Source organism: Robertmurraya mesotrionivorans, assembly GCF_050971805.1.
Taxonomy (GTDB): Bacteria; Bacillota; Bacilli; order Bacillales; family Cytobacillaceae; genus Robertmurraya_A.
Window position 1 is genome coordinate 24664 of record NZ_JBPCCH010000022.1, and the last position, 19362, is coordinate 44025.

Below are 19362 nucleotides of genomic sequence, written 5' to 3' on the forward strand. Positions count from 1 at the left end.
ATGAAAAAAAGGATGGCTTTCATTCTATCTTTCGTTATCTTTCTTGGCCTGTTGTTAGTTGTTCTTTCCCTTTTTCAACCAGATAGTAAAGAAGAGGCAGAGACACAACCAAAAGCTGTACAAAAAACCCTGCTAACGTTTTGGAGAAACAGAGGAAATGATGCAGAAAATAAAGCTTATGAAGAGTTAGTTTCATCATTTGAAAAGGCGAATCCCGATATCAAAATTCAGATGAAAACCATTCATTACAGCGACTATGAAGTGAGACTCCGGACAGAAATCGCAACAGGCACTCCTCCGGATATAATGGCGATAGATAGTCCGACACTTGCTCTTTATGCCAATGCAGGATCGCTCTTATCTATTGATCATTTTATGAAAAGTGAGGGGAGTATTGAGGACTTCCCAACGTCCACTTTAAGAGGGCTAAGTTATAATGACCAAATCTATCTTGCACCAATTGCAGAATCGAGCATTGCTCTATTTTATAATAAGCATGTTCTGAAAGAGGCAGGGGTTCCTTTCCCATCATCCAACCCAAATGAACCATTAACTTGGGACGAAGTGATTGAGATCGCCAAAAAAGTAACAAATGCTGAAAAAGGCATCGTTGGTATTGATCCTGGCCAAGGATTTGGAGAAGGAGAAGCACCTGCCTACTTTAAAATGCCTTTCTTGTGGCAGTTTGGAGCCGGTGTGTTGAGTCCTGATGCAACAACAGCAAGTGGATATTTGGATTCAGAAAAGGCAATAGAGGCTCTACAATTATTCCAGGATTTCTATCACAAGCAAGGGGTCGCTTCAGTGGAAATGGGAACAGATGACTTTATAAAAGGAAAGCTCGCGATGACAGTATTAGGATCGTGGACACTTAAGGAATTTGAAAGAAATTCAAATTTTACTCTTGGAGAGGATTTTGGCGTGGCCCCTTTACCGAAGGGGGTGTACCAGGTGGCCCCCAATGGAGGGTGGGCGCTAGGTATTTCATCGCAGTCCAAATATCCGAACGAAGCGTGGAAGTTTATTAAGTACGTGACTGGATATGAGGGAATGAAGAAATATGTCACGATTACGAGTGATTTGCCGGCAAGATACTCGGTAGTAAAAGATATCCCGGAACTTAATCAATATCCCTTAAATATTTTTATCGAGCAAACGCTTAGGCACTCGCAAAACCGTCCAGTTACTCCTGCCTATCCTGTGGTAAGCAATGCGATTAGAGTTTTATTTGAAGACATCGGTATCGGAGGAAAAGATGTTCATACCTCCGCCAAAGAGGCTGTCGAAAAGATTAATGCAGGAATACAGGAATTTCAGAAACCATAAAGGATGGATCCTCTAGCTATATAAGCTAGGGGGTTTTTTTATTTTTGAAAACGATTCCATGTGCCGAAAATTTTAAACATAGAATTCCAAAGAACTCAAAATATCGTCTTTCCTCATCCTGTTATAGTTAAAACAAGAAAGAGAGCTAGGGGTATGGTGGAAGTCATAAACAATAGAAAATGTAACCCCTTACTTTCTTGGAACTTTAGTAGAAAACTAGATTGGAGGTTACGAGAATGCAGGAATTAATAAAAGCTGAAGCAGGCAAAGATGCTGCGATCCCGAATCAGGCGGAGAAAAGGGTGACGAACCTAAACAAGAAATTACGTTATATCCGAGAAAACTATTTTCTCTATTTGTTAATTGCGCCCGCTATTATTCTCACTATCGTTTTTAAATATATTCCTATGTACGGTGCGATCATTGCCTTTAAGGATTTTAGTACGATCAAAGGAATACTTGGGAGCGAATGGGTCGGCTTTGAAAACTTTACAAAGTTTTTGTCCTCACCAAACTTTGGAACGATTTTTATGAGCACGTTGAAACTCAGCTTTTACGGGCTAATCCTTGGGTTCCCAATACCCATCATCCTTGCACTAATGTTGAATCAAGTACGAAGGGCAGCAATTAAAAAGAATGTTCAGCTTGTCCTCTACGCACCAAACTTTATCTCTGTCGTTGTTATCGTTGGGATGCTTTTTATCTTTTTATCACCAACGGGTCCCATCAATCAGGTGGTCACGATGCTAACAGGGGAGCCGATTGGGTTCCTATCCGACCCGGATTACTTCAGAAGCATCTATATCCTATCTGGAATCTGGCAAGCGGCCGGATGGTCATCCATTATTTATGTAGCTGCTCTAGCGAATGTGGATCCTGAATTGCATAATGCTGCTACCCTGGATGGAGCCAATATTATACAAAGAATGCTTCATATTGATTTGCCAACCTTAAAGCCATTGATGGCTGTGACGTTTATCTTAGGCGCAGGTGGAATCATGGCGATCGGGTTTGAAAAAGCGTATCTGATGCAAACATCAATGAACCTGCCAACCTCTGAAATTCTTCCGACCTATGTTTACAAAGTCGGTTTACAAGCAGGCGACTATGCATACTCAGCAGCAGTTGGGCTATTTAACTCAGTCATTAACGTTATCCTGCTAGTTGTAGTGAACTATATTGTGAAGAAGCTGAACGAAGGCGAAGGATTATATTGATCAGAAAGGAGTTAGACCAATGAATATCAAGTATACGCGGATGGATCGGATGATATTAACCTTAAACAATATCTTTCTCTTCCTAGCAGTATTAGTCGTATTGGTTCCTTTAGTGTATGTGGTACTAGCCTCATTTATGGATCCTACCGTTCTATTAAATAAAGGAATCTCTTTTAATCTCTCGGATTGGAGTTTGAAGGGCTATAAGCTCATCCTTGGAAATGATGCCATGCTAAAAGGCTTTATCAATTCGATTCTGTATTCGGTTGGCTTTGCGGTTGTTACTGTCGTGGTGTCTCTGTTTGCAGCCTACCCACTTTCAGTTAACGGGTTTGTCGGAAAAAACTTCTTTATGACGATGTTTATCATTACGATGTTTTTTAGCGGTGGATTAATACCAACCTATCTGCTTGTGAAAGATTTAGGGATGTTAAATACGATTTGGGCGATTATCCTACCCGGTGCCATCAATGTGTGGAATATCATTCTCGCAAGAACGTATTTCAAGGGTATTCCTTACGAGCTGCATGAAGCAGCAAAGGTAGATGGGGCTTCCGATTTACTTATCTTCTTTAAAATTGTACTGCCACTATCAAAACCGATTATTTTCGTATTAGCGATGTATGCATTCGTAGGACAGTGGAACTCGTACTTTGACGCGATGATTTACTTGGATGATCCAAACCTTCATCCATTGCAGCTCGTATTACGTTCGATTTTGATCCAAAACTCAACAGATCCTGGAATGATTAGCGATCAGTTGGCAATGGCCGAGCTGAAAAAGCTGTCAGAAATGATTAAATACTCATCGATTGTCATTTCGAGTCTACCGCTTATCGTGATGTATCCATTCTTCCAAAAGTACTTTGAAAAAGGTGTTATGGTCGGTTCATTAAAATAATGAGCCACTAACTATAAAGAATAATGAAAATGCTTACAAACAACTATTTAGGAGGGTTAATTTTATGAAAAAGGGAAAAAAGATTGCTGCCGCTACCTTAGCTACCCTATTACTCGCTTCTGGTTGCAGCAATAAAGGCAGTGAAACCGCATCAAAAGAGTATAACTTAGAGGATGTAAGCTTCCCGCTTGAAGAGAAGGTCACACTTAGCTTTATGACGCAAAGCTCACCTCTTGCTCCAAAAGATCCGAATGAAAAATTAATTTATCAACGTCTTGAAGAAGAAACAGGTGTCAATATCAAGTGGAAAAACTACACGTCCGATGTGTTTGTAGAAAAAAGAAACCTTGCGATGGCGAGTGGAGATTTACCAGATGCCATCATTGATGCAGGGTATGGAGACTATGATCTTTTAAAACTAGCAAAGGACGGTGCCATTGTACCGGTTGAAGACTTAATTGAGAAGTATATGCCGAATCTGCAAAAGGTTCTTGAGGCAGCACCAGAGTATAAAGCGATGATGACGGCTCCAGATGGTCATATCTATTCATTTCCATGGATTGAGGAGCTCGGGGCTGGAAAAGAAAGCATTCACTCTGTTGATGACCTTCCATGGATTAACGTCGAATGGCTAAATAAATTAGGCCTTGAGATGCCAACTACAACAGAAGAGTTGAAGGAAGTATTAATTGCTTTTAAAACACAGGACCCGAATGGAAATGGAAAAGCGGATGAAATTCCATTGTCTTTTATCAATAAGCCAGGTGGGGAAGACTTAGCTTTCTTGTTTGGATCTTTTGGCCTTGGTGAGAACTGGGATCATACAGTTGTTACGAATGATGGAAAGGTTACCTTCACTGCTTCCGATGAAGGGTATAAGGAAGGAATCAAATTTTTAAATGAATTATACGCAGAAGGGTTAATTGATATTGAGGCGTTTGAGCAAGATTGGAATACGTACATCGCCAAAGGAAAAGACAATCGCTACGGTCTTTACTTCACATGGGATAAGGCAAATATCACGGGTATGAACGATAAATACGATGTTATGAAACCACTTGCTGGTCCAGATGGGCATGTGAATGTGGCAAGAACAAATGGTATGGGCTTTGACCGCGGAAGAATGGTGATTACGAGTTCCAATAAAAATCTTGAATTAACAGCAAAGTGGATTGATGAGCTGTACGATCCGATTCAGTCTGTACAAAATAACTGGGGAACGTACGGAGACGATAAGCAACAGAACATCTTTGAATACGACGAAGCGGCAAATATGCTAAAGCACTTACCTTTAGAAGGTACGGCACCAGTAGAGTTAAGACAAAAGACAAATATTGGTGGACCGTTGGCCATCCTAGATGAGTACTACGGTACGGTAACAACAAAGCCAGATGATGCTGCATGGAGATTAGGTGTGTTGAAGGACGTTATGGTTCCTCATATGCAAGCAGAAAATATTTATCCTAGAGTGTTCTTCTCAATTGAAGACCTTGATCGTTTAACGGCAATTGAAACGGATATGTTTGCTTTCGTAATGAGAAAACGAGCAGAATGGATTCAAAATGGAAAAGTGGAAAAAGAATGGGATAGCTACCTAAAGGAGCTTGACCGACTAGGCTTACAAGATTGGCTAGAAATTAAGCAAGCAGGTTATGACAGAAATCAGTAATGTGCTGAATAGGAGTGAGGCTGTAACCTTTTACAGCCTTCTTCTACTTATAGTTATAGAAAAGGAGCGGAAAAAGCATGATTAAAACACGATATAAAGAAAAACATCGACCTCAATATCATTATTCCCCTGAAGAAAAGTGGATGAATGACCCAAATGGAATGGTGTTCTTTGAAGGAGAATACCATTTGTTCTATCAACATCATCCCTTTGGTACTACTTGGGGACCGATGTACTGGGGGCATGCAGTGAGTAAAGATTTGGTTCATTGGGAACAGCTTCCCATTGCATTGCATCCGGATGAGCATGGCACGATTTTTTCTGGAAGTGCAGTGGTCGATTGGAATGATACGACGGGCTTTTTTGATGGAAAAGCAGGATTAGTTGCTATATATACGAGTCATGATACGTATCCGGATTCCGAGAGACCAAGACAACGCCAAAGCTTGGCATACAGCAAAAATAACGGACGAACATGGATAAAATACGAAGGAAATCCCGTACTTTCAGACGAGGAGATTACTGATTACCGAGATCCAAAGGTATTTTGGCATACGGAGTCCAACAAATGGGTGATGATTTTAGCAACTGGCCAAACAGTTACCCTTTATACCTCTTGTAATTTAATAGAGTGGGAGTTTGCTAGTGAATTTGGCCATCAAGCAGGTTCACATGATGGAGTGTGGGAATGCCCAGATTTATTCGAACTACCTGTAGACGGTGACGAAAGCAATAAGCGATGGGTGATGCTTGTTAGCATTGGAGATAATCCAGCTTTTCCTGAAGGGTCCCGAACACAATACTTCATTGGGCAATTTGATGGAAAGACGTTCTTGAATGAAAACTCTGAAGATACAACTCTTTGGCTTGATTTTGGTAGAGATAACTACGCGGGAGTGAGCTGGTCGGATGTACCTGAGGAAGATGGTAGAAGAATTTATATTGGCTGGATGAGCAATTGGCGGTATGCAAACTTACTCCCAACCGAGGGATGGCGTAGTGCGATGACATTGCCTAGAGAACTTTTCCTTACCGCTACTGAATCGGGAGTTCGTGTAGTTCAGAAGGTTGTATCAGAGATTCAAGTATTACGAAATGAGAGTGAAGTTATTGAGGAAGTATTACTTGAACCGAACAACCCCTTTCATTGTGATCTGCTTAGTAGCTTAATGGAAGTGAATATCTCCTTTGAAAAAAGAGATTCTACTTCCTTTGGAGTCATCTTTGAAAATTCGATCCAAGAAAAAGTGATCATTCAGTATGATGAGGAAAATGAAAAGCTAACCGTTGACAGGGTGAATGCAGGAATCAATCATTTCTCTGACTCATTTGCTGCGATACAGGAAGCAATTGTAAAAACAGAGAACAACCAAATACACTTACAAATTTGGCTAGACACATCTTCCATAGAGGTATTTGCCAATGATGGAAAGTCTGTTTGCACAAGCTTAGTCTATCCGAATCAACCATATAACAAGATGGTCATCTTTTCAAAGAATGGAACCACAAATATCTCTTCATTAGTACTTACTGAGCTCTCCTCCATTTGGGAGAAATGATGGAAGCCTGAATCGAAACTTAAAGAATGTTGAAAAGGCAGGTTGATGATGAATGACAACCAATTCATCGGTATTTTGTATAGGGGAATTACTGATTGATTTTTTCTGTACAGATGTGGACGTGAACTTAATAGACGGAAAAAATTTCGAAAAACAGGCAGGTGGGGCACCGGCTAATGTTTGTGCAGCGATCGTGAAGTTAGGGGGAAAGGCACAGTTTTCTGGCAAAGTTGGAAATGATCCGTTTGGATATTTTTTAAAGCAAACATTAGAGAATTGCCATGTAGATACCTCCTTACTATTATTCGATCAGGCTCATCCAACGACGCAAGCATTTGTTTCCTTAAAGGCAGATGGGGAAAGAGATTTTATTTTCAACCGAGGAGCAGATGCGTTTGTAACAGAGGAAGAATTGGATAAAGAGAGCATCATGATGAATCAAATTCTTCACTTCGGTTCCGCAACTGCCCTATTAAATGAACCATTTCGATCTACGTATATCAACCTAATGAGAGAGGCTAAGGAAAGAGGAAAGTTCCTCTCGTTCGATCCAAACTATAGGTCATCGCTATGGAAAGGAAGAGTGGATCATTTCAAAGAATGGTCAAGGCAAGGAATGTCTATCGCTGACCTTGTAAAAGTGAGTGAGGAAGAATTAAGAATCCTCTCAGGGATGGACGATGTAAAGGAAGGAATTGCGGCTTTGCATCAAATGGGAGCTAAAGTTTTGGCGGTCACCTTAGGGGCAGAAGGAACATTGGTTTCCAATGGACAGAAGTGTGAGCTGGTTCCTAGTATAAAAGTCACTTCCATTGATTCAACGGGAGCGGGAGATGCTTTTGTAGGAGCAACCCTCTATCAGTTATCTATCTTTGAGAATCCTAAACTGGTTTTAGAAGACTTTGATCAATTAAGAAAAGTGATTGCTTACAGCAACATCGTTGGTGCATTGGTTTGTACGAAAGTGGGAGCTATATCAGCTTTGCCGACCGAGGACGAAGTGAAAGGTTTGATTAATGAGAACCGCAAAAAATTCATTTATTTGTAAGAGAGGGGAAAGGATGAAACCAACTTTCATAAAAAAGGCTTCTGTATTTTTTGTAGCTGTACTACTTGCTTCCTCAGTAGGAACTTTTGTTAGTCACCCTACGGCAGGATTGGCAACTGAGCCGAAGGAGGGGGCAACAATTTTAGAAAGTGGATTACAAGCAAATACGAATCTAACAGGCTGGCAAGTGAAAGGAAAAGGGTCATTAGAAGACACGCAACAGGGATTATTGCTAACCTCAGAACCAAATGAGAATGTAATGGCTATCTCAAGTGTTACTTCTCAAGATTTTATTTATGAAGCAGATATACAAGTCATTGATAGGAATGCAGACGCGACGTTAGTCTTTCGTTCGAATGAAGATGGTTGGGACTCCTATATGCTCCAAATTGTCCCGAATGCGGGAATAATTCGACTCCGCGATGCACGTGACGAAGCAAAGTTAAAAGCAGAATATCCAGTCACACTGCAAGAGGGGGGAATCTATCATCTGAAGGTAAAGGTGGTAGACGACAAGATTAAAGTATATTGGGGTAATAAATATGAGCCCGTTATTGATGTGAACAATGCCACCTATGAGAAGGGGTTTCTTGGACTGAACGTCTGGAATGGTTCCGCATTGTTTCAAAATGTAAAGGTTAGTGATCTTTCTACTAATCTAGGTTCTTCTCTTGTAAAGGAAGGAACTTGGGAACCATCCATTCATGGCTTAAAAGGAATAGCTGTTGATGGTGTAAAAGCGAAAAATGTTTTTCATACGAGTGAAAGTGACTTTGTTCTTGAAGGAAATATTTCTTTTAATCAGCAACAATCAGAAGCAGCACTAGCCTTTCGAGCAAATGAATTAGGAACAGAGGGATATGAGGCTGTACTAATTAAGGCAGGAAACACGGTTAAAGCACAATTGAAGAAGATGGATGGAACGATTCTGAAAACCTCTGAAATTGCGTATCCTTCCCAAGAAGGCAGCAAACATCATCTAGAGGTTATTGCAAACGGTGATCAAATCGAGCTGTATGTGGATGGATATTCAGAGTCAGCTGTAACTATTTCGGATAAAACCTATTCAACCGGAATGGTAGGATTCATGGTAACCTCTGGATCTGCAGCCTTCCAAGATGTGTATGTTGTTCCAACAACAAGCTATTATAAAGAAAAATATCGACCAGATTATCATTATACTCCAGCTCGTGGCTCTGTTAGTGACCCGAATGGGCTGGTCTATTACGAAGGTGAATATCATTTATTCCACCAAGATGGTGGGACTTGGGCTCATGCCGTAAGTACAGACTTGGTGAATTGGAAACGACTACCTATTGCGCTGCCATGGAATGATTTGGGTCATGTGTGGTCAGGTTCAGCTATTGCGGATGTGAATAATGCTTCCGGACTCTTCACTCATACGGGTGGAAAAGGGCTAATTGCTTACTACACTTCGTTTAATCCGGATAGATGGAATGGCAACCAACGAATTGGTCTAGCGTATAGCACTGATCAGGGACGAACATGGAAATATTCAACGGAACACCCTATTGTGATAGATAATCCAGGTAAGAATGGGGAGGATCCAGGTGGCTGGGACTTCCGTGATCCGAAGGTGGTACGTGATGAGGCCAACAATCGGTGGGTGATGGTTGTATCAGGAGGAGATCATATTCGCTTCTTTACGTCCACCAATCTTATAGATTGGACACTTACAGATAATTTTGGATATGGGGATTATGTTCGTGGTGGTGTGTGGGAATGCCCCGATCTGTTTGAGCTTCAGGTAGACGGGACAGGAGAGAAAAAGTGGGTTCTCATGATCAGCACTGGAGCAAATCCGAAGACGCAAGGCTCTGATGCAGAGTATTTTATCGGGCATTTAACGGCTGATGGAAAATTCGTCAATGACAATGCCGCAGGAAAGGTACTCAAAACAGATTACGGGAAAGAGTTTTACGCATCGATGTCCTTTGCTAATATGCCAGATAATCGACGTGTGATGATGGCATGGATGACAAACTGGGATTATCCATTTGCCTTTCCAACGACCGGTTGGAAGGGTGAGCTGTCGATACCAAGGGAAGTCAGACTGGTGAATACGGAGGAAGGAATAAGGCTCGCACAGGCTCCGATTATGGAACTGCAATCCATTCGAAACACTATTTTTGAGGCACAGAACAAAATTATACATCCTACCAATGCTTCGAACCTGCTAAAAGGACTCTCTTCAGGAGCATTTGAGATTGAGGCGGAAATTGAAATCCCATCTAACAGCCATACAACCGAATTTGGTTTTCAAGTTCGTGAAGGAGCGGATGAAAAAACCGTTGTGGGATACAAACCAGCGGAAAATCAAATGTTTGTAAATCGTGCGGAGTCAGGAGAGACGGATTTTTCTAACTCATTTTCCACTTTACATGAAGCACCTTTAAAGCCAGAAAATAAGCACATCAAACTGAATATTTTTGTAGATGATTCATCTATTGAAGTATTTGCAAATGATGGAAAAGTTGTTTTTTCTGATGTTATTTTCCCAGATCCCTCCAGTCGTAGCATGAGCTTCTACACGAAGGGCGGAGAAGTGAATGTACTCTCCTTAAAAGTCCATTCTCTTGCTAACACTTGGACGGAAGATAAAACGGAGACTACAAAAATTGTCATGGATACAAAACAAAGAGAGATGAGCAAAGGTGATGAACTTACTTTATTCGCATCCATGGAGACAGGAAAAGGAAAGAGTACACAACCCATTAAGTGGAAATCTAGCAATCCGAACGTCGTATCGATAGCCTCCTCTACTAACTCAAAAGCAGTACTTAAAGCAGGAAGCAAAGGAGAAGCGGTTATTACCGCATTTACCTCTAATGGAAAAACTTCTGAAAGTGTTGTTGTGAGAGTATTTGAAGGTGAATTCTTCACGAATCTCTCTGGATGGAAGTCAGATATCTCTAGTTCCAAATGGACTGTCACAGAAAACGGAATTCGTGGAACGTATACAAGTGATGCGAATTATGTCGCTAGTGAATCGGCTGGAGACTTTACGTATGAAGCTGATATGATGCTAGGAGAATCAGGAGGAGCGGGCTCCATTTTGTTCCGGGCTAGTGAAGACGGAAGAAGCGGATATTACTTCAATCTTGATCCGAATATGAAAGCATTTCGTCTTTTTTACAAGATAGACGGTCGCTTTGAAGATCGAATGGTCATTGGGAGAGTTCCTGCTTTTATTCAACCTGGAAAAACGTATAAGGTAAAAATTGAAGCAAAAGGTCCTCACATTGTGATCACAGTAGATGGACAAAAAGTCATGGATGTAAAGGATGGCACCTTTGCAGAAGGACATTTTGGTGTTAATGTATTTGGAGGTCAAGCATCTTATCAGAATGTGAAAGTTAGCCAAATGACAGATGCAAATTTATCGGTAACATGCTTTACAAATAAAGCAACAGGCCAAGCAATTTATACGGCTACGTCTCAAAATGGAGAGCCTGTGACCGTATCCGACGCAGACAATGCAACAAATTGGACGTTGGTTCCGACTGGTGATGAGTATGGTTCTTATTCTATCCGAACCGAGGGTGGCAAAGCACTTGATTATGATACCGGTCAAAATAGAATTCAGCTGTACGATTATCTTGGCTATAATAATCAACGTTGGATCATTTCAAAAAATGATAATGGAACAATAAGAATTACTTCTGTTCATAATGGAAAGGCACTTGAAATATCGAAAGACGGACGTTTGATCCTCAATGATTGGAAGCCTGATGAAGAGGGGCAGCAGTGGATCAGTTCTACTGGGATAAAGTAATAAAATAAATAGTATATGAAACCGACCTCTTTTCGTAAAGAAGGTCGGTATTTTTTATGGCTTTAATATTACTTTTATACAATCTTCTGTTTTTGTATCAAAAACTTCATATCCATGCTTTGCTTGGTCTAGTGGAATGACATGTGTAACGATATCGCTAGGGTCAACCGTTCCTTTTGAAAATAGGTCGTATAAGAATGGCATATATGGAATAACAGGAGCCTGGCCGGTTTTGATATCTATATTTCGGTTCATGATATCTCCAAGTGGGAATCCATTATAGCGGCCGCCATATACACCTGTTATTTGTATCGTTCCGGCTTTACGAACTGCTTGAGTGGCCATTACAAGTGCCCCCATGGCTCCTCCCTGAAGCTTTAGCCCGCTTGCAAGAAACTCCATTGGTGTCCACTTTCCATCCATACCTACAGCATCGATGACTACATCGGCTCCACCTTTTGTTATTTCTTTTAAGTATTCACCCGTGTTTTCATGCTGCTCAAAATTGACAATTTCAACTTTGTTTGTCCGTTTTGCATGCTGTAAGCGGTAGTCAATATAATCAACAGCAATGACCCTGTTGGCGCCTTTATACCATGCAAATTTCTGAGCAAGTAAGCCAACAGGTCCACAGCCAAGGATAATTACGGTATCTCCTTCTTTAACACCAGCGTGATCAACAGACCAATAGGCAGTTGAAGCTGCATCAGCTAGTAGAACTAGTTTTTCATCTTCTACTTCACAATCCTCTGGAATTTTAAAAGGCGTAAAATTTCCGTAAGGTACCCTCATATATTCAGCTTGTCCACCCGCATAGCCTCCCGTGTTTTCGGCGTACCCGAAAAATCCACCCATGTCTCCATGAGGATTAGAATTATCACATTGGCTCGTAAGATCATGATTGCAATACCAACAAGTACCACAGCTCACATTAAAAGGAATGATCACCCGGTCTCCTTTTTTTAAGTTTCTTACACCTGGTCCAATTTCCTCTACTATCCCCATCGGCTCATGACCAATGACAAAATCTGTAGGCGTGTTAGGAATCATTCCGTGAATTAGATGCAGATCTGACCCACAAATAGCAGAGGAAGTAACTTTTACAATGATATCATCAGAATTTTTAATGGTGGGATCTTTTACTTCTCTAACTTCCACATTTTTTATTCCTTGATAAGTAACGGCCTTCATCTAAAAAATCCCTCCTTCTATTGATTAGGTGTCGCAAACATGCCGCCTCTGTCTGTATCTAACGGGAAAAGCTCCATTTGTCCAATTTGAACAGCGGTTTCTGCGCCTTTCATATCGACCTTGTATTGTTCTTTAAAGTCATGAGGATGTAGCCACTTATTTTTGATCATCAATTCAGAAATCTCTCCGTGCAAGTCAATGGCTGCCTCGAGTTGTTTCGTTAATACCCTTCTCAGTTCGGGGCTTGCAGTTTCTGTAATCGCGAATCCATAATTTCGAATTCCATTTTTAACTGATAATAAAAAATCCATGGCGAAGGTTGAGTCGGCTAAATTCGGCATACCTTCAGCGTTTCTAGGGTCTAAATAGTCCTGCATGTTTTCACCTCCGGTTTAATGAAGTACGTCACTTTGTTTATAGAAAGGGATTAATTCATTGATATCCTGAATAGATTGCTCCACATTCTTTGCCATTAATTGTTTTAACTCATTATTAAAGCAAATTCCCATCATTAATTTTGATCTCAATAAGCTAACGGTTTTAAAATTTATAATTTCGTGAGTTTCTAACGTTTCATGAATGCCTAATCTTTCGTTGTTCATACAAACACCTCCATTACTAATCAAACTTATTTTCTCCATACTACTTTTTCTTTTATGCTACTTTTGATAATAATTACGAATGAATAGTAGGTATCTGTTTGAAAATATAAAAGTGCAAATATGATTCTAATGGAGTGAAAAGGATGGTTAAATACTTAGGGCTACATGAGACGGTGGATGTTCATGAGCTTCTGACTTTTAAAAGCATCAGTTTAACGAAGTCAACAACAATGAGTGCGTTAGCTCAAGATGAGGATTTAAAGGCAATTCTGACAAATGATATGATAGCAGGTCAGCAACAGGTTAAAGAATTAAAGCAATTTTTGACCAATAGGGAGGAACAGCAATGAACCATTTGATTCAAAATATGGTGGGAATGGGTGGATTAACGGATCAGGTGATAGCGACAGATTTCTTAATTTCTGCCAAAGCGGGAGTAAGAAATTATACGGTGGCTATTACTGAAGCTGCTACTCCTGAATTACGGTCTGTTTTAAGAGAACATTTGCGGGCTGCGATCCAAACTCATGAAAATATTACAAACTATATGGTATCAAGGGGTTTTTATCATCCTCATAACTTGAGCGAGCAATTAACGGTTGATTTTACCGCATCAGACACAGCCCTTCAATTAGCACAACGAAAAAGTGAATAAAATAGTATAAAAGAAAGCCTAACTATATTAGTAAAGGGTTCGGACAGAACTAGAAGGAAATTGCCTTTAGTAGTCCGAATCCAGGGGTTATTCGGACAGGACTAGAAGGAAATTGCCTTTGGTAGTCCAAATCCAGGGGGTATTCGGACAGAACTAGAAGGAAATTGCCTTTGGAAGTCTGAATCCAGGGGTTATTCGGACAGGACTAGAAGGAAATTGCCATTGAGAGTCCGAATCCAGAGGTTATTCAGACAGAGCTAGAAGGAAATTGCCTTTGGAAGTCTGAATCCAGGGGTTATTCGGACAGGACTAGAAGGAAATTGTCTTTGAGAGTCCGAATCCAGAGGTTATTCAGACAGAGCTAGAAGGAAATTGCCTTTGGAAGTCTGAATCCGGGGGTTATTCAGACAAAGCTAGAAGGAAATTGCCTTTGGAAGTCTGAATCCAGGGGTTATTCGGACAGGACTAGAAGGAAATTGCCATTGAGAGTCCGAATCCAGAGGTTATTCAGACAAAGCTAGAAGGAAATTGCCTTTGAGAGTCTGAATCCAGGGGTTATTCGGACAGGACTAGAAGGAAATTGCCTTTGAGAGTCCGAATCCAGAGGTTATTCAGACAGAGCTAGAAGGAAATTGCCTTTGGAAGTCAGAATCCGGGGGTTATTCGGACAGGACTAGAAGGAAAAAGCCTTTGGAAAGGCTTTTTCACATTCATTTTATTTCATTGTCTTCATAAGAAATCCAATCGCTAAAGCTACCTAGATACAGTTTCACATGTTCAAAGCCTGCTTCTTTTAATGCTAGGAAGTTCGGAACAGCCGTTACTCCCGACCCACAATAAACGATCAGCTCCTTTTCAGAATCTATATCTGAAAACCTCTCTTTTTGATCTTTAATAGAATGGTAATATCCCTCATGAAGTCCTTCCATCCAAGGCTTATTAATGGCGCTTGGAATATGGCCTTTCTTCTTATCAATGGGCTCTTCTATTCCTAAGTATCTTTTGTTCTCGCGAGAGTCGATTAATACGATGTTTGGATGCTTTCCAGATACGACTTCTTGCACCTCTTTTACGTCAGCCAATAAATAAGGCTGTAGGTCAACATGGAAATTCGACTTTTCAAAAACGGGTACATCAGCTGTCGTAGGGTAATTAGCTTTTGTCCAATTTTTATATCCTCCATCAAGTACATATACTTTTTTATGTCCTAGATAAGATAGCATCCACCAAAACCTAGCTGCATAGGCTCCTTCACCGTTATCATAAGCGACAATGGTTGTATCTTGATTAATGCCTGCGATTTCAAGTTTCTCTTTTAGTTCGTTTATTTCAGGCATAGGGTGTCTTCCACCATGAATACCCACTTGTCCTGAAAGATCCTTTTCTAAATCAAAATAAACTGCTCCTGGAATATGATTGTGATCGTATTCCAGCTTTCCTAATTCAGGGTTGGCAAGTGCAAAGCGGCAATCGATGACTCTTACATCTCCTTGATTCAGATGCTTAAGAAGCCATTCTTTATGTACTATAAATTTCATATACAATCCTCCTCAATGTACAGTTTCTCTAAAAAAACTATATCTTGAATATAACATAAATTGTTTTGGTTCAATGTTTTAGTAAATGTGTCAACTATTTTAATTATGTAAATCAAAGTACATTTTTTACCCAGAGGCATATGATGGTTTATAAAATTCTGGAGGGAATGACCAACATGTATAATGTTTCAAATCCATATTCATATCCTTATTGGGTAAATCCTTCGACTTATTCTTCCAATTATATGAATAGGAATCATGAGGAGAATGTTCAACCAGTATTTGATGTCCTGCTTAGTGGAATCAAAAGAGAAGCAGAAGCCATTGAACTATATAGACAGTTAGTTCAGGTAGCTCCAAATGAGATGCATCAGAATGATATTTTGTATGCATTAGAAAGAAAAAAAGCCCAACTTATACAGTTAAACAATCTCTATATTCAACTTACTGGAACTGTGCCAGTATACCAACTCGAACAAATCCCTTTTGTTAGCTACAGAGATGGGTTGCAAAAGGCGTATGAAGCCGAAGTAGAGGGGTATGAAGAATATCAAAAAGGTTTTTCGCTTATTCAACATCCAATGATACAGAATGTATTTTTATGGGCATTAACTGGAGAACAAGAGAATGCTGCGTGTCTTAGATTTTTAAGTGAAGAACTCTCCCCGCGAGTAACAGATTATGGAAGAAAACCTTTTGTTGTGGATATTAATAAGGCTACCAAACAAAACGATACCTTTCGGACAGCTTTATGGACAGGAACTCATTTACAGGTAACCTTAATGAGCATTAATGTGGGAGAAGACATAGGGTTAGAAATACACCCTAATCTTGATCAGTTTCTAAGGGTTGAAGAGGGTGAAGGGATTGTTCGAATGGGGGCCCAGAAAGATCAGCTTGACTTTGAGGAAAAAGTAGCTGATGATTTTGCTTTTATGATACCAGCAGGTACATGGCATAATGTTATCAATACGGGAAATACACCACTTAAACTTTACTCGATATATGCTCCTCCACAGCATCCATTTGGAACCATTCATGAAACGAAGGCTGATGCATTGGCAGCTGAAGAAGATCATTAGAAATCACTTAAATCTTTGTAGATAAAGACAGCAAAAAGGCATGACTAGCTATGTCATGCCTTTTTTATGGTAAAAAGACACGGTTCTTAAATAAAATATTCGACCAATGCCCAACTCATAATCAATAGGAAGCCAATGGAAGCAGAAGAATAAGTAATTAGGTTCCTAATATCCCTTTTTCCTCGCCGTAAATACTCTTGATAGGTGATTTCTCCCTTGGCAAACCTCACCCCGTTTTCGCTCGGTTCCACCTCATAAACATGTCCTTCGTTGTCCTGCAAAATAATTTTTGTAATTAGCTCTATTGCACTAATTTGGTGTACATCTGCCTCTTTCTCCCCAAAATAAACGACTTTCACAGGATGATAAATTGTATGCTTAATTATTTGTTCACTCATTTTATATGCCTGAAATTCAAATGCATTATTAGAAACACACATAGTAAGCACCTCATCATTATTATATGTTTATTCCTACTGAGGTGAAGGTCTAAAACTGGAATTTCAATTTAAAATTTAAGGATTATTCTAAATCTCCATACTTTCTCCATGATTCTTTTCTATAGTAAGGGTGTAGTGATAGTAAATGCATGAGGAAGTATTATTAAACTAAATTTTAATAAAGGAGAAGGTGCATGATGAAAAAGACTCTAATCGCCATTACGTTAGGAGCTGGATTACTCATCGGAGGAGGTACAGGGATTTATTACGTTTCCGCCCAAGAAAGTGAAGGGATTACAAACGAAAACATGATGATGGATAAGATGGTAAGCTCCGATTCCGAAATGAAAGAAATGATGAATAGAGACATGGAATCAATGATGAACGTTAAAAACATGAATTTCGGTCAGATGAAAGAACATATGATGAACATGCATCCAGATTTATCTGTTCAGCAATTAGAGGAACATTATAAGAATATGCACGGAACAGGGGGATCAGAAAATAGCAAGAACTTTCAGTAAGTAAGAAGGGTTGTCGGATAAGTTTCCCGACAACCCTTTTTCATTTTTTAACTTAGTCTCCTCTGCGTTCTTCAGAAGGTTCCTCATCTGGATCGGGTTCTTCTTCATCCATGTTAAATGGAGTGTCCATTTCTCCAGGTTGTTTAACATCTCTTACATCTCTTGGATTGGTGTCAAGGTCCACATCATCATTGTTTTGATTGTAGCGTACTGGTCTGTAATTGACATCATCATCTGGTTCAAGATTATTATCATTATCTGCGGTACAGCCGGTTACATTGACTAGTAACAACAATGCAGTAATGGTAGTGTATAACCACTTTTTACTCATTCTTCATCATCCTCCTATGTCTTATTTGAAATCATGTAGTACATATAATTTGCCTTAAATTAAAATCATTATTCGACTTCTTGTGTGGTATATTTTGGATTGTTTGTTTAAAGGAAGTTTTATACGCTAGAAAACCAAAACCAAAATTTGATCAGGATGCTTACGTTTTTAAGGAGAATTCTAATAATGATAAATGAAGCTTATATATCAGAAGAAGGTGGGGGTAAAAATGAATAAGTGGATCATGTCTCTTTTTCAAATAAGAAGAAAACCTTTAATGGCATTATTCGGGAAGAAAAGGAATGGTAGAGGATGGATATGGGGTTCGTTATTAAGTTTAGGAGTTAGTGCAGCTGCCATTCGATTAAGAAAAAATAAAAAAATGCAATCTCCTGTTAATAACATAATGAATAATATTGATATAGGAAAAATGAGTAAAATGGGAAATTTGGCTGGACTAGCCGAAATTGCCGAAGAATTAGTTCCTAATAAAGGCCCTGAAAAAACCAATTAATAAAGCCTTAATTAAAGAATATCCATCCTTGTGATGGGTATTCTTTAAGTTTTTTTCAGAGCTACTATTTAACGTGCAGCATTCCGCCTTGTGGTCTTATCTAAAATCATACTGGTCATGGTAGCGATAACGGCACTCCCTAAAATATCATATGGATAATGGTGTCCTACCCAAATACGAGAGAAACCTGTTAATAAGGCTAAAACCCACAACATGGAACCTATTACACGGTTATAAAGATAAATAGAAGTAGAAATAGCAAAAGCAAGTAATGTATGTTTACTTGGAAAGGTCGAATCTCTTTTTGAAGGAATAAGTATTCCAACTCGTCGTCTCACAAATGGTCTTGGTTTGAAATAAAACAGCTTAATCAAAGTATGGATAAGTAACGTAATCCCAGCAGAAGTCCCCGCTTTATAAACTGCTTTTCTGTAAGGGCCATTTTTAAACCACATAAAAATTAACACAAAGACAAAGACATAACGAGTTTTATTCGATACAAATATCATTAAAAAATCCAAGAGAGAAAAACGACCTGAGTATTGATTAATTGACTTGAATAATTTTTCGTTCACTTTGAGTTCTCCTTACACTATTAATAGGTAATAAAATGCCCCTACTATGTAAGAAATATGTGGAAACTGTTTTTACTTTTACTACAAAAAAATACAAGGACTAGAAAAACCAAGTCCTTGTAAAAAATACTATAGTAATCCTCTATGATAATGATTCATTTCCGCAAGCTCTGAAATATACTGGTAGTTGTCAATCATATTCTGAATCATTTCCGATTCGGAGGGGGGTAAATCTGGGTCTTCTAATCTTTTTTGTAAACCCTCAATTTTCAAAGTGATGTCGTGTTTGATTTCATCATAATTCATTAGAAACACCCTTTCTTTATATTCCAAGATTATCCTCTCTCCTTTATATTACATAAGAAAGATGAAGGAACGATGCAGATTTCTTTTC

General features: G+C 39.4%; 20 protein-coding genes. 12 read left to right on the top strand and 8 right to left on the bottom strand.

The window, feature by feature from the left end; genetic code table 11:
* From ACRX5O_RS21425 to ACRX5O_RS21455, 7 genes are all read left to right on the top strand, one after another.
* Positions 1 to 1326 carry an ABC transporter substrate-binding protein gene (locus ACRX5O_RS21425; protein WP_433907808.1) on the top strand — a complete coding sequence of 442 codons (1326 nt, stop codon included), beginning with the start codon at positions 1 to 3 and terminating at the stop codon, positions 1324 to 1326.
* Between the two features lie 236 nt (positions 1327 to 1562).
* Positions 1563 to 2543: an ABC transporter permease gene (locus ACRX5O_RS21430; protein WP_433907809.1), complete on the top strand. Its 981-nt coding sequence runs from the start codon at positions 1563 to 1565 to the stop codon at positions 2541 to 2543.
* 19 nt (positions 2544 to 2562) lie between these two features.
* Positions 2563 to 3444: a carbohydrate ABC transporter permease gene (locus tag ACRX5O_RS21435; protein ID WP_391558509.1), complete on the top strand. Its 882-nt coding sequence runs from the start codon at positions 2563 to 2565 to the stop codon at positions 3442 to 3444.
* A 64-nt stretch (positions 3445 to 3508) separates the two neighbouring features.
* The gene (locus ACRX5O_RS21440; RefSeq protein WP_433907810.1) at positions 3509 to 5113 is read left to right on the top strand and encodes an ABC transporter substrate-binding protein; all 1605 of its coding nucleotides are present in this window, start codon (positions 3509 to 3511) and stop codon (positions 5111 to 5113) included.
* Positions 5114 to 5190: 77 nt separating this feature from the next.
* On the top strand, positions 5191 to 6672 hold the full coding sequence (locus tag ACRX5O_RS21445; protein WP_433907811.1) for a glycoside hydrolase family 32 protein: 1482 nt from the start codon (positions 5191 to 5193) through the stop codon (positions 6670 to 6672).
* A 52-nt stretch (positions 6673 to 6724) separates the two neighbouring features.
* Positions 6725 to 7720, top strand: coding sequence for a carbohydrate kinase family protein (locus tag ACRX5O_RS21450; protein ID WP_433907812.1), 996 nt, complete (start codon positions 6725 to 6727; stop codon positions 7718 to 7720).
* Between the two features lie 13 nt (positions 7721 to 7733).
* A complete protein-coding gene (locus tag ACRX5O_RS21455) occupies positions 7734 to 11516 on the top strand; it encodes a GH32 C-terminal domain-containing protein (RefSeq protein WP_433907813.1) in 3783 nt (1260 codons plus the stop codon).
* A gap of 54 nt (positions 11517 to 11570) precedes the next feature.
* Here the strand turns inward: ACRX5O_RS21455 and ACRX5O_RS21460 are convergent, their stop codons facing one another.
* Genes ACRX5O_RS21460 through ACRX5O_RS21470 form a run of 3 tightly spaced genes read right to left on the bottom strand, consistent with a single transcriptional unit; the run spans position 11571 to position 13309 of the window.
* Entirely contained in the window at positions 11571 to 12707 is a 1137-nt protein-coding gene (locus ACRX5O_RS21460) for a zinc-dependent alcohol dehydrogenase (protein ID WP_433907814.1), read from the bottom strand.
* Positions 12708 to 12724: 17 nt separating this feature from the next.
* Positions 12725 to 13084 (bottom strand): spore coat protein, encoded by a 360-nt coding sequence (locus ACRX5O_RS21465; protein ID WP_433907815.1) that lies wholly within the window; start codon positions 13082 to 13084, stop codon positions 12725 to 12727.
* Positions 13085 to 13099: 15 nt separating this feature from the next.
* Positions 13100 to 13309: a spore coat protein gene (locus ACRX5O_RS21470; protein WP_433907816.1), complete on the bottom strand. Its 210-nt coding sequence runs from the start codon at positions 13307 to 13309 to the stop codon at positions 13100 to 13102.
* A 143-nt stretch (positions 13310 to 13452) separates the two neighbouring features.
* On the opposite strand from ACRX5O_RS21470, the gene ACRX5O_RS21475 reads away from it, so the two are divergent.
* Both ACRX5O_RS21475 and ACRX5O_RS21480 read left to right on the top strand, forming a co-directional pair.
* Complete coding sequence (locus ACRX5O_RS21475; protein ID WP_433907817.1) at positions 13453 to 13659, top strand: hypothetical protein; 207 nt, start codon at positions 13453 to 13455, stop codon at positions 13657 to 13659.
* Positions 13656 to 13964: a spore coat protein gene (locus ACRX5O_RS21480; protein ID WP_433907818.1), complete on the top strand. Its 309-nt coding sequence runs from the start codon at positions 13656 to 13658 to the stop codon at positions 13962 to 13964. Before ACRX5O_RS21475 ends, ACRX5O_RS21480 begins: the two co-directional genes overlap by 4 nt.
* A 710-nt stretch (positions 13965 to 14674) precedes the next feature.
* Here ACRX5O_RS21480 and ACRX5O_RS21485 read toward each other — a convergent pair.
* Entirely contained in the window at positions 14675 to 15502 is an 828-nt protein-coding gene (locus tag ACRX5O_RS21485; RefSeq protein WP_433907819.1) for a sulfurtransferase, read from the bottom strand.
* 176 nt (positions 15503 to 15678) lie between these two features.
* On the opposite strand from ACRX5O_RS21485, the gene ACRX5O_RS21490 reads away from it, so the two are divergent.
* Positions 15679 to 16584, top strand: coding sequence for a cupin domain-containing protein (locus ACRX5O_RS21490; protein WP_433907820.1), 906 nt, complete (start codon positions 15679 to 15681; stop codon positions 16582 to 16584).
* Between the two features lie 86 nt (positions 16585 to 16670).
* On the opposite strand, the gene ACRX5O_RS21495 is transcribed toward ACRX5O_RS21490, so the two are convergent.
* The gene (locus ACRX5O_RS21495) at positions 16671 to 17024 is read right to left on the bottom strand and encodes an SHOCT domain-containing protein (RefSeq protein WP_433907821.1); all 354 of its coding nucleotides are present in this window, start codon (positions 17022 to 17024) and stop codon (positions 16671 to 16673) included.
* 194 nt (positions 17025 to 17218) lie between these two features.
* Between ACRX5O_RS21495 and ACRX5O_RS21500 the strand changes: the two genes are divergently transcribed.
* Positions 17219 to 17548 (top strand): hypothetical protein, encoded by a 330-nt coding sequence (locus tag ACRX5O_RS21500; protein ID WP_433907822.1) that lies wholly within the window; start codon positions 17219 to 17221, stop codon positions 17546 to 17548.
* Between the two features lie 52 nt (positions 17549 to 17600).
* Here the strand turns inward: ACRX5O_RS21500 and ACRX5O_RS21505 are convergent, their stop codons facing one another.
* Entirely contained in the window at positions 17601 to 17879 is a 279-nt protein-coding gene (locus tag ACRX5O_RS21505; RefSeq protein ID WP_433907823.1) for a hypothetical protein, read from the bottom strand.
* 229 nt (positions 17880 to 18108) lie between these two features.
* On the opposite strand from ACRX5O_RS21505, the gene ACRX5O_RS21510 reads away from it, so the two are divergent.
* Positions 18109 to 18393, top strand: coding sequence for a hypothetical protein (locus ACRX5O_RS21510; protein ID WP_433907824.1), 285 nt, complete (start codon positions 18109 to 18111; stop codon positions 18391 to 18393).
* Between the two features lie 68 nt (positions 18394 to 18461).
* On the opposite strand, the gene ACRX5O_RS21515 is transcribed toward ACRX5O_RS21510, so the two are convergent.
* Together ACRX5O_RS21515 and ACRX5O_RS21520 are read right to left on the bottom strand one after the other, a co-directional pair.
* A complete protein-coding gene (locus ACRX5O_RS21515) occupies positions 18462 to 18968 on the bottom strand; it encodes an undecaprenyl-diphosphatase (RefSeq protein WP_433907825.1) in 507 nt (168 codons plus the stop codon).
* Between the two features lie 129 nt (positions 18969 to 19097).
* Positions 19098 to 19301: a DUF3896 family protein gene (locus ACRX5O_RS21520; protein ID WP_433907826.1), complete on the bottom strand. Its 204-nt coding sequence runs from the start codon at positions 19299 to 19301 to the stop codon at positions 19098 to 19100.
* Positions 19302 to 19362 lie beyond the last annotated feature (61 nt).